This is a genomic window from Rhodoplanes sp. (assembly GCF_013377085.1).
GTDB lineage: Bacteria > Pseudomonadota > Alphaproteobacteria > Rhizobiales > Xanthobacteraceae > Rhodoplanes.
In genome coordinates, this window is record NZ_JACAAX010000013.1 from 54,301 (window position 1) to 76,352 (window position 22,052).

General features: G+C 69.5%; 18 protein-coding genes. 14 read left to right on the top strand and 4 right to left on the bottom strand.

The features are described 5' to 3' along the window. The first annotated feature begins 21 nt into the window (after positions 1 to 21). The 3 genes from HXX10_RS11600 (at position 22) to HXX10_RS11610 (ending at position 4,478) form a co-directional block, all read left to right on the top strand. Positions 22 to 1,785 (top strand): CocE/NonD family hydrolase, encoded by a 1,764-nt coding sequence (locus HXX10_RS11600; RefSeq protein ID WP_296522367.1) that lies wholly within the window; start codon positions 22 to 24, stop codon positions 1,783 to 1,785. 102 nt (positions 1,786 to 1,887) lie between these two features. Next, positions 1,888 to 2,319 carry a cupin domain-containing protein gene (locus HXX10_RS11605; RefSeq protein WP_296522368.1) on the top strand — a complete coding sequence of 144 codons (432 nt, stop codon included), beginning with the start codon at positions 1,888 to 1,890 and terminating at the stop codon, positions 2,317 to 2,319. A 797-nt stretch (positions 2,320 to 3,116) separates the two neighbouring features. Then, a complete protein-coding gene (locus HXX10_RS11610; protein WP_296522370.1) occupies positions 3,117 to 4,478 on the top strand; it encodes an MFS transporter in 1,362 nt (453 codons plus the stop codon). A gap of 81 nt (positions 4,479 to 4,559) precedes the next feature. Here the strand turns inward: HXX10_RS11610 and HXX10_RS11615 are convergent, their stop codons facing one another. After that, positions 4,560 to 5,432, bottom strand: coding sequence for an EamA family transporter (locus HXX10_RS11615; protein WP_296522371.1), 873 nt, complete (start codon positions 5,430 to 5,432; stop codon positions 4,560 to 4,562). A gap of 262 nt (positions 5,433 to 5,694) precedes the next feature. Here HXX10_RS11615 and HXX10_RS11620 point away from each other — a divergent pair, with 262 nt between their 5' ends. The 5 genes from HXX10_RS11620 to HXX10_RS11640 all read left to right on the top strand — a co-directional run bounded on the left by HXX10_RS11620 (position 5,695) and on the right by HXX10_RS11640 (position 10,490). Continuing rightward, positions 5,695 to 6,936, top strand: coding sequence for an ABC transporter substrate-binding protein (locus HXX10_RS11620; RefSeq protein ID WP_296522372.1), 1,242 nt, complete (start codon positions 5,695 to 5,697; stop codon positions 6,934 to 6,936). 246 nt (positions 6,937 to 7,182) lie between these two features. After that, on the top strand, positions 7,183 to 8,043 hold the full coding sequence (locus HXX10_RS11625) for a branched-chain amino acid ABC transporter permease (protein WP_296522373.1): 861 nt from the start codon (positions 7,183 to 7,185) through the stop codon (positions 8,041 to 8,043). After that, a complete protein-coding gene (locus HXX10_RS11630) occupies positions 8,040 to 9,047 on the top strand; it encodes a branched-chain amino acid ABC transporter permease (protein ID WP_296522374.1) in 1,008 nt (335 codons plus the stop codon). The genes HXX10_RS11625 and HXX10_RS11630 overlap by 4 nt, the downstream gene beginning before the upstream one ends. Further along, entirely contained in the window at positions 9,044 to 9,781 is a 738-nt protein-coding gene (locus tag HXX10_RS11635) for an ABC transporter ATP-binding protein (protein ID WP_296522376.1), read from the top strand. The genes HXX10_RS11630 and HXX10_RS11635 overlap by 4 nt, the downstream gene beginning before the upstream one ends. Continuing rightward, positions 9,771 to 10,490 (top strand): ABC transporter ATP-binding protein, encoded by a 720-nt coding sequence (locus HXX10_RS11640; protein ID WP_296522377.1) that lies wholly within the window; start codon positions 9,771 to 9,773, stop codon positions 10,488 to 10,490. The genes HXX10_RS11635 and HXX10_RS11640 overlap by 11 nt, the downstream gene beginning before the upstream one ends. A 142-nt stretch (positions 10,491 to 10,632) precedes the next feature. On the opposite strand, the gene putA is transcribed toward HXX10_RS11640, so the two are convergent. Continuing rightward, positions 10,633 to 13,752 carry a bifunctional proline dehydrogenase/L-glutamate gamma-semialdehyde dehydrogenase PutA gene (putA, locus tag HXX10_RS11645; protein WP_296522378.1) on the bottom strand — a complete coding sequence of 1,040 codons (3,120 nt, stop codon included), beginning with the start codon at positions 13,750 to 13,752 and terminating at the stop codon, positions 10,633 to 10,635. A gap of 189 nt (positions 13,753 to 13,941) precedes the next feature. Here putA and HXX10_RS11650 point away from each other — a divergent pair, with 189 nt between their 5' ends. Next, entirely contained in the window at positions 13,942 to 14,967 is a 1,026-nt protein-coding gene (locus HXX10_RS11650; protein WP_296522380.1) for an ABC transporter substrate-binding protein, read from the top strand. A 30-nt stretch (positions 14,968 to 14,997) separates the two neighbouring features. Here the strand turns inward: HXX10_RS11650 and HXX10_RS11655 are convergent, their stop codons facing one another. Then, a complete protein-coding gene (locus HXX10_RS11655) occupies positions 14,998 to 15,909 on the bottom strand; it encodes a LysR family transcriptional regulator (protein WP_296522381.1) in 912 nt (303 codons plus the stop codon). Between HXX10_RS11655 and HXX10_RS11660 the strand changes: the two genes are divergently transcribed. Then, positions 15,908 to 16,075 (top strand): hypothetical protein, encoded by a 168-nt coding sequence (locus tag HXX10_RS11660; RefSeq protein WP_296522382.1) that lies wholly within the window; start codon positions 15,908 to 15,910, stop codon positions 16,073 to 16,075. The two genes, HXX10_RS11655 and HXX10_RS11660, sit on opposite strands and share 2 nt — an antisense overlap. Positions 16,076 to 16,162: 87 nt before the next feature. On the opposite strand, the gene HXX10_RS11665 is transcribed toward HXX10_RS11660, so the two are convergent. Next, on the bottom strand, positions 16,163 to 17,671 hold the full coding sequence (locus tag HXX10_RS11665; protein ID WP_296522383.1) for an aldehyde dehydrogenase: 1,509 nt from the start codon (positions 17,669 to 17,671) through the stop codon (positions 16,163 to 16,165). 305 nt (positions 17,672 to 17,976) lie between these two features. On the opposite strand from HXX10_RS11665, the gene HXX10_RS11670 reads away from it, so the two are divergent. The 4 genes from HXX10_RS11670 to HXX10_RS11685 all read left to right on the top strand — a co-directional run bounded on the left by HXX10_RS11670 (position 17,977) and on the right by HXX10_RS11685 (position 21,890). After that, positions 17,977 to 19,350, top strand: coding sequence for a D-alanyl-D-alanine carboxypeptidase family protein (locus HXX10_RS11670; RefSeq protein WP_367141964.1), 1,374 nt, complete (start codon positions 17,977 to 17,979; stop codon positions 19,348 to 19,350). Next, positions 19,347 to 20,522 carry a GTP-binding protein gene (locus HXX10_RS11675; protein WP_296522384.1) on the top strand — a complete coding sequence of 392 codons (1,176 nt, stop codon included), beginning with the start codon at positions 19,347 to 19,349 and terminating at the stop codon, positions 20,520 to 20,522. The genes HXX10_RS11670 and HXX10_RS11675 overlap by 4 nt, the downstream gene beginning before the upstream one ends. Positions 20,523 to 20,528: 6 nt before the next feature. Continuing rightward, complete coding sequence (locus HXX10_RS11680; RefSeq protein WP_296522385.1) at positions 20,529 to 21,116, top strand: DUF924 family protein; 588 nt, start codon at positions 20,529 to 20,531, stop codon at positions 21,114 to 21,116. Positions 21,117 to 21,233: 117 nt separating this feature from the next. Beyond that, positions 21,234 to 21,890 carry a DUF2147 domain-containing protein gene (locus HXX10_RS11685; protein ID WP_296522387.1) on the top strand — a complete coding sequence of 219 codons (657 nt, stop codon included), beginning with the start codon at positions 21,234 to 21,236 and terminating at the stop codon, positions 21,888 to 21,890. The last annotated feature ends 162 nt before the right edge of the window (positions 21,891 to 22,052 follow it).

A 22,052-nucleotide genomic window follows, 5' to 3' on the forward strand; every position in this document is an offset into this window, starting at 1 on the left:
CAACGACATGGAGATGTGGTGATGAATGGCAAGGCGGAGATCCGGACCGCGGAGCGCAGCGAGGTTCGCGACGGCATGCGCATCGACTGGGACGTGCCGATCGCGATGGACGACGGCCTGGTGCTGCGGGCCGACGTGTTTCGCCCGCTCGGCGAGGGGCGCTGGCCCGTGATCCTGACCTACGGGCCCTATGCCAAGGGCCTGTCGTTCCAGCAGGGCTATCCGGGCGCCTGGGACATCATGGTGGCGGAGCATCCAGACGTCGCCCACGGCTCCACCAACAAGTACCAGAACTGGGAGGTCCTCGACCCGGAGAAGTGGGTGCCGGAGGGCTACGCGGTGGTGCGCGTCGATTCGCGCGGCTGTGGCCGCTCGCCCGGCTTCGTCGATCACTTCTCGGCCCGCGAGACCCGCGACTACTACGCCTGCATCGAATGGGCCGGCGTGCAGCCGTGGTCGGACGGCAAGGTCGGCCTCGACGGCATCTCCTATTTCGGCATGAACCAGTGGCAGGTGGCCTCGCTGAAGCCGCCGCATCTCGCCGCCATGTGCGTCTGGGAAGGCGCGGCCGACTGGTACCGCGACTCGACGCACCACGGCGGCATTCTCTCCACCTTCTGGGCCAACTGGTACGACGTCCAGGTCAAGAGCGTGCAGTACGGGCTGGGCGAGCGGGGCCCGCGCAGCGTCGTCACGGGCGAGCTCGTCTGCGGCGACGAGACGTTGTCCGACAGAGAGCTCGCCGCCAACCGCTGCGACTTCGGCGACGAGATCCTGAGCCATCCGCTCGACGACGCCTATCACGCCGAGCGCTCGCCGCAGTGGGACAAGATCGAGGTGCCGCTGCTGTCCGCCGCCAACTGGGGCGGCCAGGGCCTGCATCCGCGCGGCAATTTCGAAGGCTTTCTGCGCGCCGCGTCGAAGAACAAGTGGCTGGAGGCGCACGGCATCGAGCACTGGACGCACTTTTATACGGACTACGGCGTCGACATCCAGAAGCGCTTTTTCGCGCACTTCCTGAAAGGCGAGAACAACGGTTGGGCCGCGCGTCCGAAGGTGCAGCTCCAGGTTCGTCACGCCGACAAGTTCGTCGAGCGCTTCGAAAACGAGTGGCCGATCGCCCGCACGCAATGGACCAAGGTCTACCTGCAGCCGAACCACACGCTGGCCGGCGCGCCGCCTGCCGAGAGCGACACGCTGACCTTCGACGCCATGGGCGACGGGCTGACCTTCGTGTCGGAACCCTTCGCGGCCGAGACCGAGATCACGGGTCCGCTGGCGTCGAAGCTGTTCGTGTCGTCGAGCACCAGCGACGCCGACCTGTTCCTGGTGTTCCGGGTGTTCACCGGCGATCTGCGCGAGGTGGTGTTCACCGGCGCGATCGATCCGCACACGCCGATCGGCCAGGGCTGGCTGCGGGCCTCGCACCGCAAGCTCGACCCGGTGCTGACGCAGCCGTACCGGCCCTATCACACCCATGACGAGCTGCAGCCGCTCGAGCCCGGCGTGCCGGTCGAGCTCGACGTCGAGATCATTCCGACCTCGATCGTGGTGCCGGCCGGCCATCGCATCGCGCTGTCGGTGCGCGGCAAGGACTACGAGTTCGCCGAGCATACCGGCCTCAAGCTGCCGCACTTCAAGAACGAGCTCCTGGGCTGCGGCCCGTTCCTGCACAACGATCCGCGCGACCGCCCGGCCAAGATCTTCGGCGGCCGCACCACGCTGCATTTCGGACCGGGCCAAGCGCCCTACCTGCTGGTGCCCGTGATTCCGTCTGCCACCTGATCATCGCGGCGTCGTTCGACGCTCCCGGCGCGCCGGGAGCGTCGCGGCACAAGACGGCGCCGGTCGTCGTTCCGCAGACCAGATACCAGGGAGATCCCATCCATGTCCGAACCCGCCTCCACCGGCTCCACGTCGGCGCCGAGCGCCGCCGCCTCGCGCACGCCGGGCGCCAAGCGCGCCGGCCCGGGCGAGCATCTGTTCGAGCTCGCCACCGTGAACCACATGCTCGGCGGGCCGGACTACTCGAGCGCGAACGGCTCCTGCGTCGAGGGCGACCGCATGATCGTCGCCCTGATGCGGATGCCGGTCGGCACCGGGGCGGAGCCGCACTCGCACCCCAACGAGCAGTGGATCTATCTGCTCGAAGGCGCCTGCCGGGCGACCATCGCCGGAAAGCAGCTCGAGGCGAAGGCCGGCTCGCTTCTCTACATCCCGGCCGACGCCGTCCACGCGATCAAGGTCACGTCGGACCACGACGTGGTCTTCTTCACGGTCAAGGACGCATCACACAACCTCTTCGGCATCAAGGCGTAAGGCCCCACGGCAGTGGCCGATGACGGACACTGCCGTGACCCATCGGTCCGGTTTGCCGCCGCGCGCTCCGCGCGGCCGGTGTATGTCCGCATGGGCCCGCCGGCCGGAGCCGACAGCCGCCGCGGTGGCGGCGCGGAGCAATCAAAAAAATCGATATAACCATGAATATTCAAGTTTGATATTGACTCTCGATTTTCTGGGTTTCACCGTCGACCCACTGTCCGATGCTCGACGGCCGCGGTCCGCCCGGATGCGGCCGGCGCTTGCCGCTTCCGACCTTTGCGATGCACCCCCCGCAAAGCCGCGCTCGAACTCCCGATTTGAATCGGAGATCGTGATGCCACCGGTCCGACAGGTTTTTCGCCCGTTTCCGAGCCGCCGCCGCAGTGTGGCGGCGGGCAGTTTCGCACCGTCCCGCCCCGCCTGAAGGCGCTGCCGCGCGCGGCCGTCGCGTCGGTGACGCGAGGCCGCGGCGAACGCCCTCCATCCGGCACCCCCGCGGAACGACGACAGGATTGCCGCTCCCCACCGACGCCCCGGCGACACGGTCGCCGGGTGTCGTCCGCCTCTCTCCGCGGGTCACGGCGCGCGTCCGTGATCCGCGTCTTCGCAGAAGCAACGACACGATTGTGACACCGCGGCCCGGGCCCGCAGATGCGGTCCGTGCCATGGGCAAATGGGGGAAGTCGATGTCTATCTCGGACGAGACCAAGACGACACCCGTGGCACCGGGCGTCGCTGCGGGGTCAACCGACCTCAATCTCAGAATTGTCGGGCATGCGATCGATGCGTCGCCGGTGACGAAGCCCATGCTCGGGGTCATCGTCATCGCGGCGCTCGCCTCGCTGTTCGACGCCGCGGACGCCTATCTGCTCGGCTTCGCGATGCCGGGCATCGCCAAGGAGTTCGACCTGAAGCCCGAGACGCTGGGACTGATCGCCTCGTCCACGCTGCTCGGCATGTGCGTGGGGTCGTTCTTCTGGGGCTGGGTCGCCGACAAGTGGGGCCGCAAGATCGCCTTCACGGTGACGATCCTGATGTTCTCGATCTTCTCGGGTGCGTCGGGGCTCGCCTTCTCGGTCGGGACGCTGCTCGGCGCCCGCTTCCTCTGCGGCGTCGGCATCGGCGGCTCGATCCCGGTCGACGCGTCGATTCTGGCGGAGTTCGCGCCCGCCCGCATCCGCGGCTACTCCAACGGGGCGCTGCCGATCACTTGGCCGCTCGCCACCTTCATCTCCTCGTCGCTGGCCCTGATCGTGCTGCCGATCTGGGGCTGGCGCGGGCTGTTCCTGTGCGGCGTGGTGCCGGCCCTGCTGGTGTTCTGGGTTCGCCGCAACGTGCCCGAATCGCCGCGCTGGCTGGTCAATCGCGGCCGTCACCAGGAGGCCCGTGATGCGCTCCACTACCTGAACATCTCCGACGCGGCGATCGAGCGCTCGCGCGCCGCGGTGGTGAACGAGATGCCTCCGCCCGTGCTGCCGCCGGCTGTGTTCGGCGATCTGTTCACCCGCGAGATGCGGGTCCGGACGATCCACACCTGGATGCTGTGGATTCTGCCCCTGATGGCGTCCTGGGGCATGAACCTGTGGATCCCGCAGCTCTTCGTGAAGCTGCACGGGCTTCCGGTCCAGCAGGCCGTCGCCAACATGCTGTACATCTCCTTCTTCTCGGTCGCCGGGCGCCTCACCGTGTACCTGCTGAGCGAGAAGGTCGGACGGAAGCCGTTCATCGTCATGGGCTTCACGGGCGCCGGCGTGCTGTTGCTCGGCCAGATCTGGACCACGAGCGCGTCCGAGTTCTTCTGGGTTGCCGCCATCTACGTGTTCTTCATGGAGATGGGCCTGTGCGGCAGCACCATCTACCTGCCCGAGGTGTATCCGCTGCACGTCCGCGTGCTGGGCGCCTCCACGGCGATGGGGCTCGGTCGTATCGGCGGCGCCATCGGCGGCTACGCGATCGGCGCCTTCATGGGGGCCGGCCTGGTGACCGGCATGTGGATCTTCCTGGCCACCGGCTGCCTGATCGCCGGCATCGCGACCATCTGGCTCGGCATCGAGCCCAAGGGCCAGAACCTCGAGGAACTCAACAAGGCGGGCGCCGAGGGCGCCGCGAAGCGGCTGCGCAGGGGCGAGGGCGCCCAGGAGCCTCTCGCGGCCTGATCGGCTCGACAGGTTGAGGCGGATCATGGAGCGGCGCGCGTCCGGCGATGCGCGCCGCTTCCTTTGGACGGGTCGATCGGCTCACCCCCAGGCGAGCAGCGCGAGGGCGGCGAGCGCCACCGCGAGGCCGAGCCCCTTGCGGACCGTCAGCGGCTCGCCACCGATGACGATGCCGAGCACGGACGCCGGCACGAAGCCCATCTGGGCGATCGGCACCACGACGCTCGCCGGACCCGAGCCGAGCGCGTGCACGAAGAACAGGAAGGCAGCGATCAGCACCACGGCCGCCGGCACCGCGTGCCGCCACAGGCCGGGCGGCCAGCGGAGTGACCTCTCCATGGTTGCCGTGAGCAGGGTCGCGAGGCTGGCGAACACCATGGCCTGCGCCGCCACCAGGGTCGACGGCGCTGCTCCAGCCGCGGTGCCGAGCTTGTGGCAGAAGTAGCCGATCCCGGCCAGCACGGTCGCGAGCAGCACCTCCAGCAACGAGCGGCGCGACGTCGGCGAGCGGCCAAAGGTCGCAGCACCGCTGGCGGTGCCGCCGGTCGTGCCGAGCAGCAGCCAGACGGCGATCAGCGCAAGCATTAATCCCGCTGCCTTTGCGGCCGTCAGCGGCTCGCCCAGCACCACCACGGCAAGGCCGACCGTGACGACGAAGCCGAGCCGGAAGATCGGTCCGTTGACGCTGACCGGGCCGCTCCGCAGGCTGCGGGCGAACAGCAGGAGGCCGAGAAACAGGAACAGGCCGGCGAGATTGCCCCAGGCCGCGCCGCCCGCCAGCGTCAGCGTCCCGGTCGCGGCGGCATAGAGGACCACGGACGGGCAGAACAGCCAGGCCTGCCCCATCAGGAAATGGTGGGCCGAAACGCCGTCGCGGGCGGCGCGCCGATAGATCCAGTCGCCGAGGCCGAAGAAGACCATGGCGACGAGGGCGTATTCTGTTCCGGCCGTCATCGCGGGCGATCGCCCGGCTGGTTTATACACAAAGCATGTTTCCACCTCGCCGCGGCATGCGTCTCCGCCCGCCGACCTCCGGCCCCGATCTCTTCCCTTTGCATTTCCCTCGGCCCTGTCGGATGATCGCGACCCTGCGATTTGTCCTCTCCAATCTCACCGCGACACGCGGTGCCGTCTTGAACGCACGAAGACGGCTCTCTAAAAGAGTCTCTGGGAGAAGAAGTTCCTGTCGAAATAACAACAGAAGGAACGAAACGCCATGCCGAGAGTGAACCGCCGTGCCTTCATGGCCGGTACGGCCGCCGGAACCGCCGCTGCGGCTCTGGGAATGCCTGCCATCGCCCAAGCCGCCCCCTTCAAGATCGGGCTTCTGACCGTCAAGACCGGTCCGCTCGCGCAGGGCGGCATCCAGATGGAGCAGGGCATCGTCACCCTGCTCAAGCAGAAGAACAACACCTTCGCCGGCCGCAAGGTCGAGCTGATCTCGGCCGACACCGGCGGCAATCCGGCCGGCGCCAAGACCAAGGCGTCCGAGCTGATCGAGCGCGACAAGGTCGACGTGGTGCTCGGGCCGCTCGCCGCCTTCGAGATGCTCGCCATCAACGACTATATCCGCCAGCAGGGCACGCCCCTGATGAGCCTCGCCGGCGCCGAGGACATCACCCAGCGGCTCGCCAATCCGTGGGTGATGCGCGGATCGGCGAGCTCGGCCCAGTGCTGCCATGTGCTCGGGGACTACGCCGCCAAGGAGCTCAAGTACAAGCGCGCCGTCACCATCGCCGAGGACTTCGCCTTCGGCTACGAGCAGATGTCCGGCTTCCAGCGCGTCTTCGAGGACGACGGCGGCAAGGTGGTCAAGAAGCTGTGGCCGCCGCTGGTGACGCCGGACTACACCCCCTACATCGCCCAGATCGGCAACGTCGACTGCGTGGTCAACGGCTTCGCCGGCTCCAACCCGGTGAAGTTCATGCGCGCCTATGCCGATCTCGGCATGAAGCGTATCCCGCTGCTCGCCGGCTGGACCGCGATGGACGACGCGTTGCTCAAGAGCCTCGGCGACGAGGCGATCGGCGTGGTGTCGGCGGCATGGTACTCGGCCTCGCTCGACAGTCCGGTCAACAAGCAGTTCGTCGCCGACATGGCGAAGGACTACAACGTCATCCCGGGCGGCTACTCCGCCGGCATGTACGTGGCCGGTCAGGTCGTCGAGGCGGCGCTCGCCAAGACGGGCGGCAAGGCCGACGACAAGAAGGCGTTCAACGAGGCGCTGCGCGGTGTCTCGCTGTCCGACACGCCGCGCGGACCGGTGAAGTTCGACGCCTACGGCAACGTGGTCGGCGACATCCATATCCGGCGCTGCGAGCGCAAGGGCGGGGCGCTCGTCAACACGATCATCAAGACGTATTCCGACGTGAGCCAGTTCTGGACTTACGGCGACAAGGCCTTTCTCGCGAACCCGGTCTACTCGCGCGATTATCCGCCGGCCAAAAACCTCGAATAACGAGCCTCGGCGCGACGGACGCATCGCGGGCCCCCCCGCGGTGCGTCCGGACGCCGGTCGGCGGCAAACGTCATAGTCGAAGCGGGCGCTCCGAACTCCGCTCATTCCCGCGCAAGCGGGCCGCCAGTGTCTCGACGTCCGGGTCCCTGCTTGTGCGGGGGTGAGCGGACCGCGATACGCCTGTGGCGATCCCCGCACGTCCGCAGTGAAGGCGACAATGGCAAGCCAGAATTGTCGGAGCCCGTCATGAGTCTCTGGTTGACCCTCGCCGTGAACAGCTTCGCCCTCGGTGGGCTGCTGTTCCTGCTGTCGGCGGGATTCTCGCTGATCTTCGGGCTGATGCGCATCCCCAACCTGATGCATGGCTCGTTCTTCATGCTCGGCGCCTATTTCGGCGTGACGTTGCTGAGCCAGGGTGTCAATTTCTGGCTGGCTGCCCTGGGGAGCGGCCTGCTGACCGCCCTGCTCGGCGGCCTGATCGAGCGTTTCCTGCTGCGCCGGCTCGAGGGCCAGGTGCTGCCGCAGGTTCTGCTGACGCTCGGCTTCGCCTTCATCATCGGCGACGTCTGCCTGATGATCTGGACGGGCGATCCCTGGCAGCCGCCGACGCCGGCGCATCTGCAGGGCGCCGTGCAGGTCGCCGGCCTGTTCTTTCCGATCTACCGGCTGGTGATCCTCGCCGTCGCCGTGGTGATCGCCGTCGCGTTGTGGATCCTGGTCGACTGGACGCGCCTCGGCGCCATGATCCGGGCCGGCGTCGACGACCCGCCGATCGCCCGCGTGGTCGGCATCCGGGTGTCGCAGCTCTTCACCCTGGTCTTCTCGCTCGGCGCGGCGCTCGCCGCCTTCGCGGGCGTGATGGGCGCGCCCTATCTCTCGGTCTATCCGGGCCTCGACTTCGAGATGCTGCCGCTCGCCCTCATCGTCGTCATTCTCGGCGGCACCGGCAGCCTGCTCGGCGCGCTGGTCGGCAGCTTCATCATCGGGTTCCTGTACAATTTCGGTCAGGCGATGTTCCCCGACCTCGCCTATGTCATCCTGTTCCTGCCGATGCTGCTGGTGCTCGTGCTGCGGCCGCAGGGCCTGTTCGGCAAGGTCGTCGCATGAGTGCGGTCGCCCGCCTGATCACGCCGCGCGCCGCCGCCATCGTGGTCGCGCTGCTGCTGCTGCTCACGCTGCCGGCCTGGGTCGGCAACCCCTACTACATCAACATCGCCAGCCAGATCCTGTTCTTCGCGGTGTTCGCGCTGGCCCTCAACGTGCTGGTCGGCTATGGCGGCCTGGTATCGCTCGGCCATGCCGGGCTGTTCGCCATGGCCGGCTACACGGCGGCGCTGCTGCTCGCCCGCGGCCACGGGCATCTCGTCGCCGACACGGCGGCGCTCGCCGTCACCGTCGTCACGGCCGCGGTCTATGCGCTGCTGTCGCTGCGCTCCACCGGCATCGGCTTCCTGATGATCACGCTGGCGATCGGCCAGATTCTCTGGGGCATCGCCTATCGCTGGGCGAGCCTCACCAACGGCGACAACGGCGTCAACGTCGCCTCGCGGCCGTCCCCGTTCGGCTTCTCGCTCGCCGGTGCCGACGGCTTCTACTATCTCTGCCTGGTCGTCTTCCTGGTCTGCGTCGCCACCATGGCCGTGGTGGTGCGCTCGCCCTTCGGGGCGAGCCTGCGCGGCACTCGCGACCAGGAGCGCCGGATGAGCGCGCTCGGCTACAATGTGTGGCTGATCCGTTTCTACGCATTCCTGCTGTCGGGCTTCTGGTCGGGTGTCGCCGGGCTCCTCTTCCTCTACTACAACCAGTTCATCAGCCCGCAGATCGTCGCGCTCACCACATCGGCCGAGACGCTGCTGATGGTGATCTCGGGCGGCACCGCGACGCTGCTCGGCCCGATCGTCGGCGCCGCCATCGTGGTCATCATGAAGAACGTGGTCAGCGCCTATATCGTGCGCTGGAACATGGTGCTCGGCATCATCTTCATCCTGATCATCAGCTTCATGCCGGAGGGGCTGGTGCCCGGCTCGGCACGGCTGTGGGCCTGGCTGCGGCACCGCTGGGGGGCAGGCAAGGCGCAGCCCGCCGCCAAAACCGGGGAGGACGGGGCATGATGGCGCTCCAGGTCAGCGAGCTGCAAAAGTCTTTCGAGGGCCTCAACGTCACGCGGCGCGTCAACCTCGCGGTCGAGGCGGGCGAGCGGCGGCTGATCATCGGGCCGAACGGCGCCGGCAAGACGACGCTGTTCAACCTGATCACCGGCGAGATCGCGCCCGACGGCGGCTCGATCGGCCTGTTCGGCGACGACATCACCAGGACGTCGGTGCGCGCGCGCGCCCATCTCGGCATGGCCCGCACCTACCAGATCATCACGTTGTTCGGCCGCGACACGCTCTTGCGCAACGTGATGCTGGCGCTGCTCGGCCTCTGCCCGCGCCGCTGGAACCCGCTGATCGACTTCGAGCGGCAGCAGGATCTGGTCGAGAAGGCCGAGGCGGCGCTGGCGCGGGTCGGGCTCGCGCATCTGGCCCATCGGCCGCTTGCCGAGACCTCCTATGGCGAGCGGCGGCGCGTCGAGATCGCCATGGCGCTCGCCCAGAACCCGCGCGTGCTGCTGCTCGACGAGCCCTTCGCCGGCCTGTCGATCGACGAGCGGCGGGACGTGCAGAAGCTTCTCCTCGCCATCCCGCGCGACGTCACCATGGTGATGATCGAGCACAACATGGACGTCGCGCTCGAGTTCGCCGAGAAGATCACGCTGCTGCATTTCGGCGAGGTGATCGTCGAGGGAACCCGGGCCGAGGTCGTCGCGAATCCGCGCACCAGAGAGGTCTATCTTGGCCACTAGCGCGCTCGAGCTTCACGATGTGGACGCCTATTACGGCGACAGCCACGTGCTCCAGGGGGTGTCGTTCCGGCTGGGCGAAGGGCGGCTTCTCGGCCTGCTCGGCCGCAACGGCGCCGGCAAGACCACCTGCCTGAACGTCACGGTCGGGTTGCTGCCGCCGCGTCGCGGCGGCGTCCTGGTGTTCGGCGAGGAGGTCGCCCGGCTGCCGCCCGAGCAGATCGCGCTGCGCGGCGTCGCGCTGGTGCCGCAGGGCCGCCGCGTCTTTCGCAGCCTCACGGTGCGCGAGAACCTGGCCGTCGCCGCCCGCAAGCCGACTCACGGCACCGCGTCCGCCTGGACGTTCGACACCGTCTACGCGATGTTTCCCCGCCTCGAGGAGCGCAAGAGCCAGATGGCGGCGCATCTCTCCGGCGGCGAGCAGCAGATGCTGGCGATCGGCCGCGCCCTGATGTCGAATCCGCGCGTGCTGCTGATGGACGAGCCCTCCGAAGGCCTCGCGCCCCAGATCGTCGCCGACGTGATGACGACCGTCCGCAAGCTCAAGGAAAGCGGCCTCTCGATCGTGCTGGTCGAGCAGAATCCCAGGCTCGTCTTCGAGATCGCCGACGACATCGTCATCCTCAACACGGGCCGGGTCGCGGTTGCGGCGACGACGGATCAGGTCGAGCACGGCGGCCTGGACCTCACCCAGCATCTCGGGGTGTTTTGAGCGGCGCAATTTGCAGCCCGAGCGATTGTCTCACCGTCATTCCGGGGCGCACCGAAGGTGCGAGCCCGGAATCTATAACCCCTGTCTGTGTGTATGGATTCCGGGCTCGCCGCTGCGCGGCGCCCCGGAATGACCAGCGAAATCACTCCTCCTTCTCGGCCAGCAGGGCGGCGTTGCCGCCGGCCGCGGCGGTGTTGATCGTCACGGTCTGCTCGACCGCGAAGCGGCGCAGATAGTTCGGCCCGCCCGCCTTCGGCCCGGTGCCGGAGAGGCCGCTGCCGCCGAACGGCTGGGTGCCGACGACGGCGCCGATCATGTTGCGGTTGACGTAGACATTGCCGTGCGACAGCCGTGTCGTCACCTGTTCGGCCGTCGTGCCGATGCGCGAATGGAGGCCGAGCGTCAGGCGCGTGCCGTTGCCGGCAATGTCGTCAAGGAGCTCGTCGAACGCGTCGGCACGCCAGCGCACCAGATGGAGGATCGGGCCGAACACCTCCTCCCTCAGGTCGTGGGCGCGGTCGAGCGCGACGATCGCGGGCGGCACGTAAAACCCGCGCCGGGGCAGCAGTCGGTCCTGGTCGGCCCGGTAGACGACGCTTCCCTGCCGCTCCATCTCGGCGAGCCAGGCCGTCAGCTTTTCGCGCGCATCGGCGTCGATCACCGGTCCGACATGGGTCGCCGGGTCGCGCGGGTCGCCGACCAAAAGCTCGCGGGCCGCGCCGACGATCATCTCGGTCACGGCGTCGGCGATGTCGTCCTGTACGCACAGTAGTCGCAGGGCCGAGCAGCGCTGGCCGGCGGAGCGGAACGCCGAGGTGATGACGTCGTCGACGAGCTGCTCGGGCAACGCGGTGGCGTCGGCGATCAACGCATTGATGCCGCCCGTCTCGGCGATCATCGGGAGGAGCGCGCCGTCCTGCTCGGCGCGCACGCGGGCGATCGACCGCGCCACCGCGGTCGAGCCCGTGAAGGCGACGCCGGCGAGCCGCGGATCGCGCACCACCAGGGCACCGACCGCGCCATCGCCGGGCAGAAGATGCAGCGCGGTCTTCGGGATCCCTGCCAAGTGCAGCAGCCGCACGACGCGGGCGGCGACCAGCGGGGTCTGCTCGGCCGGCTTCGCCACCACGGCATTGCCGGCGGCGAGCGCGGCGGCGACCTGGCCGGTGAAAATCGCCAGCGGAAAATTCCACGGACTGATACACGCGAAAACGCCGCGGCCGCGATAGCGCAGGGTATTCGATTCGCCGGTGGGGCCGGGCAGGGCCTCCGGCACGAGCGCGCGGCGCGCCTGTGCCGCGTAATAGCGGCAGAGGTCGACCGTCTCGCGGATCTCGGCGATCGCGTCGTCGAGGGTCTTGCCGCCTTCCGCCTGAAGAAGCGCGATCAGCGGTCCGCGGTCGGCCGCGATGGCGTCGGCGGCGCGCATCAGCGCATCGGCGCGGGCATCGACCGGCGTCGCGTCCCAGGATGCAAAGCCCGCTTCGGCCGCCGCCATGGCGGCGATCACCAGCGCCGCGTCGGCCTCGGTGACGCGGCCGAGCGGGGCGCCGTCGATCGGCGAGGTCACGGCGCGCTCGTGGCCCGGCAGCGCGAGGCCATCGACCAGCGGCGCTGCCATGGGCGCGTCGGGCAAGCGGATCTCGGCCTGAAGCGCCGCCAGGCTGTCGGCATGGCCGAGCTCGATGCCTTCTGCGCCCCGGCGGTCGGGGTAGAGACCACAAGGCAGCGCCAGGCGGGGATGGCGGGCGCGGTCCGGCGTTGCGATCACGGCCTGCGGGCGTCGCAGCACGGTGGCGATCGGCACGGCGGGGTCGGCCGCGAGCGACACGAAGGAGGAGTTGGCACCGTTTTCCAGCAGCCGTCGCACCAGATAGGCGAGCAGGTCGCGATGCTCGCCGACCGGCGCATAGACCCGGCAGGTCGCCGTCGTCTCCTCGGTCAGCAGCGCCGCATGGAGCGCCTCGCCCATGCCGTGCAGCCGCTGGAGCTCGTAGCCCTCGGTGCCGCCGGCGATCTCGATCACGGTGGCGATCGTCAGGGCGTTGTGGGTGGCGATCTGCGGCCAGAGGTGTGGGCGCGCCGCCAGCAGGGCGCGGGCGCAGGAGACATAGGAGAGGTCGGTCATCGCCTTGCGGGTGAACACCGGATAGTCGGCCAGGCCGCGCTCCTGCGCCCGCTTGATCTCGGTGTCCCAGTAGGCCCCCTTCACCAGCCGCACCGGAATGCTTGTGCCGTGCCGGGCGGCGAGGTCGGCGAGCCAGGCGATCACGGCGCCGGCGCGCTTCTGGTAGGCCTGCACGGCGAGGCCGAGCCCGCCCCAGCCGGCCAGCGCCGGGTCCGCCAGAACCCGGCCGAACAGGTCGAGCGACAGCTCCAGCCGGTCGGCCTCCTCGGCGTCGATGGTCAGGCCGATGTCGTGCGCTCTTGCGGCGCAGGCGAGATCGGCGAGGCGCGGGACGAGCTCCGCCACGACGCGGCCGTGCGAAACCGCTTCGTAGCGCGGATGCAGCGCCGAAAGCTTGACGGACAGGCTCGGCCGGCCGTCGCCGCGCGCGGCATACCGGTGCGTTGCGATGCCGGCGAGCGAGGCGGCATAGTTCGCGGCATAGCGGTCGGCGTCGGCCGCCGTGCGGGCGCCTTCGCCCAGCATGTCGAAGGAGTGCCGCACCCGGGGGTGGCGCTCGGCCCGGCCGATCGCCTCGGCAATGGTCTCGCCCAGCACGAAATGCGAGCCGAGCAGCTTTATCGCCTGCCGGACCGCGGCGCGCACGGCCGGGCGGCCGAGCCGGCCGACCAGGCCGGTGAGCACGGAGTGCGGCGGCTCGCCCGCGGCGACGACCCGGGCCGAGAGGCCGAGCGCCCAGGCGCCGGCCGCGCCCACCAGCGTCCCGGACCGGCCGGCATGGTGGGCGAAGTCGGCGGCACGCAGCCGATCCTCGATCAGCCGGTCGGCGGTGGCGTCGTCCGGCACCCGCAGCAGGGCCTCGGCGAGCACCATCAGGGCGAGCCCTTCGCGGGTCGAAAGGGCGTATTCCTGCAGCAGGTCGTCGATGCCGCCGATGCCGGCGGGGCGCCGGCGCACGGCCTCGACCAGGCGGGTGGCGCGTGCGTCGACCCTCGCCTCGGCCGCGGCATCGAGGCCCGGCTCGGCCAGGAACCGCGCCGCCAGCGCCTCGTCGGGCGGCCCATAGGGGGCGCGGAACGGCGCCGGCCGGCCTGCCGCCCCGCCGGCTGCTTCGTGTCCTGGCGCTGCCGTCATCGCGACCTCCTGGACAGGCCCTGATCCACCGCGCTGCCGCCATGAACGGCGCAGGTCGCCGCTGCGACACAGTGTCGAGCGGCGGCGTCGCCGACCGAAGCAAAATCCCGCGCGGTTCGGGCGCCCTTGTGGCATCGTCCCGACGGCGCCGGCAAAGCGAGGCGGCGAGACCGCAAAAGGGCAAGAACAATGACGATCCGCGGGCTCCTGCGGTGCCTGTGTCCGCTCCTCGCGCTGGCGGCCGCGTTGTCCACCGGTGTGCCGGCGGCTGCCCAGCCCTTCCTGAAGTTCTCGCTCGACGGGCGCATCGACGGCGAGGCGACACCCTACCTGCTGGCGCTCGACCGGGGCTACCTCAAGGCCGAGGGGCTCGACGTCTCGATCGATCCGGCGGCCGGCCCACATGAGACGCTGACCCGTGTGGCGTCCGGCACCTACGACCTCGGCGTCGTCGACATCAACGCCCTGATCCGGTACCGCGACCAGAATCCGGGTGTCGCGATGCCGGCCGTGTTCATGGTCTACAACCGCCCGGCCTTCGCCGTGCTGGCGCGGCGCAGCCGCGGCATCAACGGCCCGCGGGATCTCGACGGCAAGCGCGTCGGCGCCTCCGCGGCCGACGGCTCGCTCGCCTATTTTCGCATCTTCGCAAGGCTCAACGACATCGATGCGGCGCGGCTGCGACTGGAGACGGTGGCGCTGCCGGTGCGCGAGCCGATGCTGGCGGCCGGCCAGGTCGATGCGATCAGTGCCACCACCTTCACGGCCATCGACCTCACGGCGCGCGGCGTGCCGGCCGACGACATTGCGGTCCTACCGATGGCGGACTACGGGGTCGAGCTCTACGGCCAGGCCATCATCGCCAGTCCGCGGCTCGCGGCGGAGCGCGGCGACACCGTGCGGGCCTTCCTGCGGGCCTTCGTCGAGGCGCTGAAGGACACGGTGCGCGACCCCGGCCGGGCCGTCGAGGTCGTCGTCAAGCGGATCGACGGTCAGCCGCGCGCCCGCGAGCTCGAGCGGCTCGAGATGGCCCTGAAGGGCAACATTCTCACCTCGGAAGTCCGGGCCAACGGGTTCGGCACGATCGAGCCGGCGCGGTTCGCCCGCGCGATCGATCAGCTTGCGTTCAGCTACGAGTTCCGTGCCAAGTCGAAGGCGGTCGACGTGTTCGAGCCGTCCTACCTGCCGCCGAAGGCAGACCGCATGCCGCCGTGAGGTTTCGGAAGGGCGTCGTACGGTCCCGCCTCAGGCCACCGACTGCATGGTCGGTCGTGGCCGCGTTTCGGCGATGACCGGCTTGGTGGCCGGACGCGGATTCAGGGTCTCGGCCAGCAGGGCGACCAGGTCGTCGCGCACGGCCGGCTCGGTGTCGGTGCCGACACAGATGCTGCAGGCAAGGTCGGCGAGCTTGGGCAGGCTCGGGTCGTCGCAGATCAGCGCCGGGTCGGCGAGCGTGCGGGTGAGGGCGGTGAGGCCCAGCCCGGCCGCGACGGCGCGGCTCAGCTCGTCCACATGGCCGGCCATGAAGACGATCTCGAAGCTGCGGCCGGCCGCTTCCAGCGCGGCCACCATATGGCGGTGGAACATGCAGTTCTCGCCGCGGCTGACCAGCGGCAGCGGCTGCGTCGGATTGATCGGCGCCATCGGGCCGCGCACCCAGACCAGATCCTCGCGCCAGTGATGGCTCGCCATCTCGTGCGGCTGCGGGCTCGTCATCGCCACGACGACATCGATATCGCCCATCTCCAGCTCGTGCAGCAGCGTGCTGCTGCAGCAGGTCTTCATGTGCAGCCGCACATCCGGCCAGCGAGCCCGGAACGCCGCGAGGCTCTGCCACAGCGGCAGCCCGACGAAGTCGCCCGGCAGGCCGAACCGCAAGAGCCGGCTGCGGCCGTTGCCGCGCGCCAGCGAGACGATCTGGTCGTTGATGGCGAGCAGGCGGCGCGCCTGGCTGACGACGCAGCCGCCCTTCTCGGTCAGGCTCACGCCCGGGGCGCTCTTGTCGAGGAGGTCGAATCCCAGGAGGAACTGCAGCCGCTTGATCTGGGCGCTGACGGCCGGCTGGGTGACGCCCAGCTTTTGCGCCGCCTTGGTGAAGCTGCGCAGATCGACCACCGTGAGCAGCGTACGCAGAAGCTCGGTCGGGATGTTGGTCATGAGGAACCTGCTTTGCCTCGGTGTCGTGCGCTCGATCGGCCTCGCTCCTGGGGTCGATCGCAAGAGCGTGCCAAATCTTTCCGGCCATAAATTTGATTTAGGTCAGTTCACGCGCTGCAGTGCGGCGTTTTCCGCTCCTGCAGCGCGTTCTGCAGACATTTTATGACCCGACCGCGGGTTTCCGCGGCCGACCCGACCGGCAATCCGGGGCTCCGCGTGCCCAGGAACTCGGACTAAAGACGGAGTAGCCCGATCAGGAGTAACGCTTCTCGCCCCCGTCGTCGGAGTACCAGTCGAACGCCGCGTCCGACAGGTTGACGATGACGCTCTGTATCTGGGTGTACTCGTCATAGGCGATCAGGCCGTTCTCGCGGCCCAGCCCGCTCATCTTGAAGCCGCCCCACGGCGAGGCCGGATCGATGCGATGATGGTCGTTGATCCACACGATGCCGGCCCGGATCGCGTGGGCGACTCGGTGAGCCCGGGCGACGTCCTTGGTCCACACGCTGGTGCCGAGACCGAACTCGGTGCCGTTGGCGAGTGCGATCGCCTCCTCCTCGGTGTCGAACGGGATCACCACCACGACGGGGCCGAAAATCTCCTCCTGGGCGATGCGCATCTCGTTCTTCACGTCCGTGAACACGGTCGGGCGATAATAGTAGCCGCGGGAAAACGCTTCGCCGTCCGGCCGCTTGCCGCCGGCCGCGAGCGTCGCGCCCTCGTCGAGGCCGATCTTGACGTAGCGCTCGACGGTGTCGCGCTGCCGCTTGGACGACAGCGGGCCGAGCTGCGTCGCCGGATCCTGCGGGTCGCCGAGCCGAATCAGGTCGGCGCGGCGCGAAAGCTCCGCCACCACCCGGTCGTGGATCGAGCGGTGCACCACGAGGCGCGAGCCCTGCACGCAGGTCTGGCCCGTCGCGACGAACGAGGCGAACAGCGTCGCGGCGACGCAGCGCTCGACCGGGGTGTCGGGGAACATCACCAGCGACGCCTTGCCGCCGAGCTCGGCCGTGAAGGGAATGAGGTTCTTGCCGGCCATCTCGGCGATCACCCGGCCCGTGGCGGTGCCGCCCGTCAGGTCGATCTTTCGGATGCGCGGATGCGACGTCAACGCCAGGCCGGTGGTCGGCCCGTATCCCGGCACCACGTTGTAGACGCCGTTGGGCAGGCCGGCCTCCTTGAACACCTCGCCCAGCATCAGTGGCGTGATCGGCGCGATCTCGGAGGGTTTCACCACCATGGTGTTGCCGGCCGCCATGGCGGGCGCGATCTTCTTGGTCAGGATCAGGATCGGGTGGTTCCACGGCGTCACGTGACCGACCACGCCGATCGGAACCCGGCGCGTGTAGTTGAGGTGGGTGCGGCCGAACGGCGGCACCGTGTCCTCGTGGGTGCGGGCGACGGCGCCGAAATAGCTGAACCATTCGGGCACGCGCGAGAGTTGGGCCGCCATCTCGCGGCGGCAGCGGCCGATCTGGTCGATCTCCAGGCTGACGAATTCGGGCAGGCGGCGCCGCAGGATTTGGGCGGCCCGCTCCATGATGTCGGCGCGCTCGGCTCCGGTGGTGTCGCCCCAGGTCGTAAAGGCGCGCTCGGCCGCCTGGACGGCGGCTTCGATGTCGGTCGCGTCGCCGTCGGCGACCACGCCGATGATCTCGCCGTTCTTGGGGTTCTCGACCGGGAGCGTCTTGCCGGCGGCGGCATCGACATAATCGCCGTCGACGAACATACCCCGGGCGAATTGCGGCTGGTGGATCGTCATGCGCGCCTCTCTTTCGGTGTCTGCTTGGCGGGGGTCGATCCGAGAATTTCGATTTTTTCTGCTTCGGGCCGGGGATGCAAGCCGCTGCGGCCCCGTCCTGGCACAGACCTGCCATGGCGGGAGCGAGTGACCGGCCAAAGCGACGGCCGCCGGCCCGCGTCGAACTTTGGACGTTTTCCTGGCCCTTGGCTGTCCCGGATCGGTCAGGCCCCCCGGCCTTTGCGTTCATGGGCCCGATCGGCTTACATAGGTGCCCGCCCGTGGACGCCCGGGCGTGATCCTTGCCAACGGAGCTGGAGTCCTCGATGCGCGTGTCCTTTCCGCTCGTCGCTCTTCCGGCCGTCGTCGGCCTCGCGCTCATGGTCGCCTCGGTCGATGCGAGGGCCTCCGGAGAGGCGCTGCTGCTGATCGAGGCCGACAGCGGCAAGGTGCTGAAGGCGGAGAACGCCACCCATCCCTGGTATCCGGCGTCCGTCACCAAGCTGATGACGGCCTATGTCACGCTGCGGGCCATCAAGGAGGGGCGAATCACGCTCGATACGGTATTCACCGTGTCGCCCAATGCGCTCGCCCAGCAGCCGACCAAGATGGGGTTCAAGACCGGAACCCAGGTGACGGTCGACAACGCCCTCAAGATGATGCTGGTGCGCTCGGCGAACGACATCGCCGTGGTGCTGGCCGAAGGCGTGTCGGGCTCGGTCGAGCGGTTTTCCGACGAGATGAACGCCGCCTCTCGGCGGCTCGGCATGACCCAGTCGAGCTGGGTCAATCCGAACGGGCTGCCGGCCGACGGCCAGATCACCTCGGCCCGCGACATGGCGATTCTGGCCCGCGCGCTGCTGCGCGAGTTCCCCGAATACGAGGGCTATTGGGGCATCGCCGCAATCCGGTTCGGTAAGCGGATCATCCACAACACCAACTCGATGCTGGTTCGCTATCCGGGCGCCGACGGCATGAAGACCGGCTTCATCTGCGCCTCCGGCTTCAACGTGGTGGCGAGCGCGACCCGCGACGGTCGCCGCCTGATCGCGGTCGTGATGGGGGCGCCCTCGTCGGCCGTGCGGGCCGCCAAGGCGGCATTCCTTTTCGAGAACGCCTTCAACAACGCCGGGCTGAACTGGCTGATGCCGGCCTACGGCACGGTCGAGTCGCTGCCCGCCGTCGAGGCCGAGCCGCCGAATCTGCGGGAGGAGATGTGCGGCAAGCACCGCCGCCGACCGGCCGCCGAGGAGGCGGACGAGGAGGAGGTCGCCGGCAACGGGACGGGAACCGGCAGCGGCGAGCCGGGCAGCGTGCAGGCGCTGCTGTTCGGCGGCGGCGCCAAGAGTGCGGCCGGGCCGAAACCGTCGAGCCTGGTCGGACAGACCATTGCGGTCGGACCGCCCATCGACGTCTATATCGGCCCCGCCCGCAAGCAGGGGGCGACGCCGACGCTCGCCTCGTCGGGGGCCAGGATCGTGACGCCGTCCGCCAAGCCCGAGGCCGGGGCGCTCGCCAAGAAGAAGCCGGCCCCCAACGGGCTGGTGGCGCTGCCATCGCGCGGGTCGGGCGCCGGCGCCATGCCGGTGCCGCAGGTGCGGCCGGCCGCCAAGCCGGTTGTCGCCGGCGCCAAGCCCGCGACCACGGCCGCCAAGCCGACGACGACGACCGCCAAGCCGCCGGCCACCTCGCCGCAATGAGCGAGGCGTTCGACTCGCGGTCGCGCGGGCCTCTCCCGCCGATCCCGCTCACCGTGCTGACCGGGTTTCTCGGCGCCGGCAAGACGACGCTGCTCAACCGCTTGGTGCGCGACCCGGCCCTCGCCGACACGGCCGTGCTGATCAACGAGTTCGGCGAGATCGGCCTCGATCACCTGCTGGTCCAGCCGGTGCGCGACGGCGTCGTCATGCTGACCACCGGCTGCCTGTGCTGCACGGTGCGGGGCGACCTCGTCACGGCGCTGGAGGGCCTGCTGCGCGACCTCGACAACGGGCGCGTGCGCTTCAGTCGCGTGGTGGTGGAGACCACCGGACTGGCCGATCCGGCGCCGATTCTCCACACCGCGATGGTGCATCCCTATCTGCTGATGCGCTTCCGGCTCGACGGCGTGGTGACCGTGGTCGATGCCGTCAACGGCGCCGCGACCCTCGACGCCCATCCGGAGGCCGTGAAGCAGGCGGCCGTCGCCGACCGGCTGGTGATCAGCAAGGCCGACCTGCTCGACACGCCCGAGCGGCGCGCCGCCTGCGAGGATCTGCTCGATCGCCTCGCGGTGCTCAACCCGGCGGCGCCGCGGCTCGCCGTCGACGAGGCGACGCCCGATCGGCTGTTCGACTGCGGCCTCTACGACCCGGCCACCAAGACGGCGGACGTGCGGCGCTGGCTCGCCGAGGAGGCCTATGCGGCGCGCCCGCGTCCCCATGGCCACGACCACCACGGTCATGGGCACCACGGCCACGGGCACGACCACCACGCTCACGACCCGAACCGCCACGACGACCATATCCGGGCCTTCACGCTGGCGACCGACGAGGCCCTGCCGGCGGCGGCCTTCGACATGTTCCTCGAGCTCTTGCGCTCCGTGCACGGCCCCGAGCTGCTGCGCCTCAAGGGCGTCGTGAAGCTCGCCGAGGAGCCCGACCGCCCGATGGTGATCCACGGGGTGCAGCACGTCTTCCATCCGCCGGCGCAGCTCGCCGCCTGGCCGGACGACGACCATCGCACCCGCCTTGTGCTGATTGTCCGCGACATCGCCGAGGCGCGCATTCGCGAATTGTTCGCGGCCTTCCTGTCGGCGGTCGGCCCCGACCGGCCGGACCGTGCCGCGCTCGTCGACAATCCGCTGGTGCCGTTCGGCGGCATCGACCGGTAGATGCCCATGGCTGAACCGACCGACCTGCCGTCCGCCGACCCGCCGTCCGCCGGTCTGCCGACCCCCGCCGCGGTGATCGCCTGGTGGCTCTGGCTCGGGGCGGACCGCTGGTTCGTCAAGGATTTTTCCGTCGACGACGAGATTCGGGGGCGCTTCGGCGGTGCCTACGAGGCTGCCGCCGCCGGTCGGCTCGCCGCCTGGGAGGAGACGGCCGAGGGTGCGCTGGCGCTCCTCCTCGTCGTCGACCAGTTTCCGCGCAACATCTTTCGCGGCTCGCCGCAGGCCTTTGCCGCCGATCCGCTCGCCCGCGCGGTCGCCGACAGGGCGGTCGCCCGCGGCTTTGATCGCGCGTTCGAAAACCCCGTCCGGCGCTTCTTCTACCTGCCCTTGATGCACTCCGAGAACCTCGCCGACCAGGACCGCTGCGTCGCCCTGTGCCGGGCGGTGGGCGACGACGAGGGGGTGCATCACGCCGAGGTGCATGCCGACATCATCCGGCAGTTCGGCCGGTTTCCGCACCGGAACGTGCTGCTCGGGCGGGCGACAACCGCCGAGGAACAGGCCTTTCTGGACGGCGGCGGCTTCGCGGGCTGAGCCGAATACGACTCCGGGGGGCGCCGAAACCGGCGGCCCCGCCAAGGTTTCGTCGATTTTGCCGTGTTGAAAGCCGGTACGATCGACGCTGACACGAACACCGTTTGGAGCCGACCGATGATCGAAACGACGCGTGCAGGCCGCAGCGGATGGTTGGCTCTCGCAGGACTCCTGCTGGCCGCGGCGCCCGCCTTGGCGGCCGAGCCGGCCGGGCCGACCGGCGAGTGGATGGTTGCCGACGGGGTCGCGAAGGTCCGCATCGAGAATTGCGGCAACCAGCTCTGGGGCGTCGTCTCCTGGGAGAAGGAGCCGGGCGGCACCGATCAGTACAACCCGGACCCGGCCAAGCGGGCGCGCCCGACGCTCGGCATGCCGCTGCTGCTCGGCATGCAGCAGGCCAATCCCAACCGCTGGGACGGCGAAATCTACAACGCCCAGAACGGCAAGACCTACACGGCCAATATCAAGCTCACGACCCCCGACCAGCTCGAGCTGCAGGGCTGCGTGCTCGGCTTCCTGTGCGGCGGCCAGACCTGGACCCGCACGGCGGCGGCACTGCCGACCCAGAAGCCGGCCGGTGCCAAGCCGCCGGCGGCCCGGCCGGGCACCACGGGCGCCGGCGCAGGGGCGGCGGTCGGCGCCACCAAGGCGTTCGAGACCGTCAAGGATCTTTGCGTGGCGGTCTCCGAGGCGACCGGTCTGCCGGTGGCCGACCCTCCGGCGCCCGCGCCACGCAGCGGCGGCGCCCCGCGCCCGGCTCCGGCTCCGCGCTGATCCGACGCCCGTCCGCCACGCGGTAAAATGCCCGCCGAGAGGCGGGCATTTTTCTTTCACCTGCTGGTCGTTCCGGGACGCGCCGAAGGCACGCGCCCGGACTCCATCGACACTGGCTGGAGTTATGGATTTCGGATCGCTTCGCTTCGCGAGGCGTCAGCA

What these genes read in the sequence shown, in the direction of transcription:
- HXX10_RS11600 (WP_296522367.1), top strand. Translation starts at nt 22, where the DNA reads ATGAATGGCAAGGCGGAGATCCGGACCGCGGAGCGCAGCGAGGTTCGC.
- HXX10_RS11605 (WP_296522368.1), top strand. Translation starts at nt 1,888, where the DNA reads ATGTCCGAACCCGCCTCCACCGGCTCCACGTCGGCGCCGAGCGCCGCC.
- HXX10_RS11615 (WP_296522371.1), bottom strand. Translation starts at nt 5,432, where the DNA reads ATGACGGCCGGAACAGAATACGCCCTCGTCGCCATGGTCTTCTTCGGC.
- HXX10_RS11620 (WP_296522372.1), top strand. Translation starts at nt 5,695, where the DNA reads ATGCCGAGAGTGAACCGCCGTGCCTTCATGGCCGGTACGGCCGCCGGA.
- HXX10_RS11625 (WP_296522373.1), top strand. Translation starts at nt 7,183, where the DNA reads ATGAGTCTCTGGTTGACCCTCGCCGTGAACAGCTTCGCCCTCGGTGGG.
- HXX10_RS11630 (WP_296522374.1), top strand. Translation starts at nt 8,040, where the DNA reads ATGAGTGCGGTCGCCCGCCTGATCACGCCGCGCGCCGCCGCCATCGTG.
- HXX10_RS11635 (WP_296522376.1), top strand. Translation starts at nt 9,044, where the DNA reads ATGATGGCGCTCCAGGTCAGCGAGCTGCAAAAGTCTTTCGAGGGCCTC.
- putA (WP_296522378.1), bottom strand. Translation starts at nt 13,752, where the DNA reads ATGACGGCAGCGCCAGGACACGAAGCAGCCGGCGGGGCGGCAGGCCGG.
- HXX10_RS11650 (WP_296522380.1), top strand. Translation starts at nt 13,942, where the DNA reads ATGACGATCCGCGGGCTCCTGCGGTGCCTGTGTCCGCTCCTCGCGCTG.
- HXX10_RS11660 (WP_296522382.1), top strand. Translation starts at nt 15,908, where the DNA reads ATGAGGAACCTGCTTTGCCTCGGTGTCGTGCGCTCGATCGGCCTCGCT.
- HXX10_RS11655 (WP_296522381.1), bottom strand. Translation starts at nt 15,909, where the DNA reads ATGACCAACATCCCGACCGAGCTTCTGCGTACGCTGCTCACGGTGGTC.
- HXX10_RS11665 (WP_296522383.1), bottom strand. Translation starts at nt 17,671, where the DNA reads ATGACGATCCACCAGCCGCAATTCGCCCGGGGTATGTTCGTCGACGGC.
- HXX10_RS11670 (WP_367141964.1), top strand. Translation starts at nt 17,977, where the DNA reads ATGCGCGTGTCCTTTCCGCTCGTCGCTCTTCCGGCCGTCGTCGGCCTC.
- HXX10_RS11675 (WP_296522384.1), top strand. Translation starts at nt 19,347, where the DNA reads ATGAGCGAGGCGTTCGACTCGCGGTCGCGCGGGCCTCTCCCGCCGATC.
- HXX10_RS11680 (WP_296522385.1), top strand. Translation starts at nt 20,529, where the DNA reads ATGGCTGAACCGACCGACCTGCCGTCCGCCGACCCGCCGTCCGCCGGT.
- HXX10_RS11685 (WP_296522387.1), top strand. Translation starts at nt 21,234, where the DNA reads ATGATCGAAACGACGCGTGCAGGCCGCAGCGGATGGTTGGCTCTCGCA.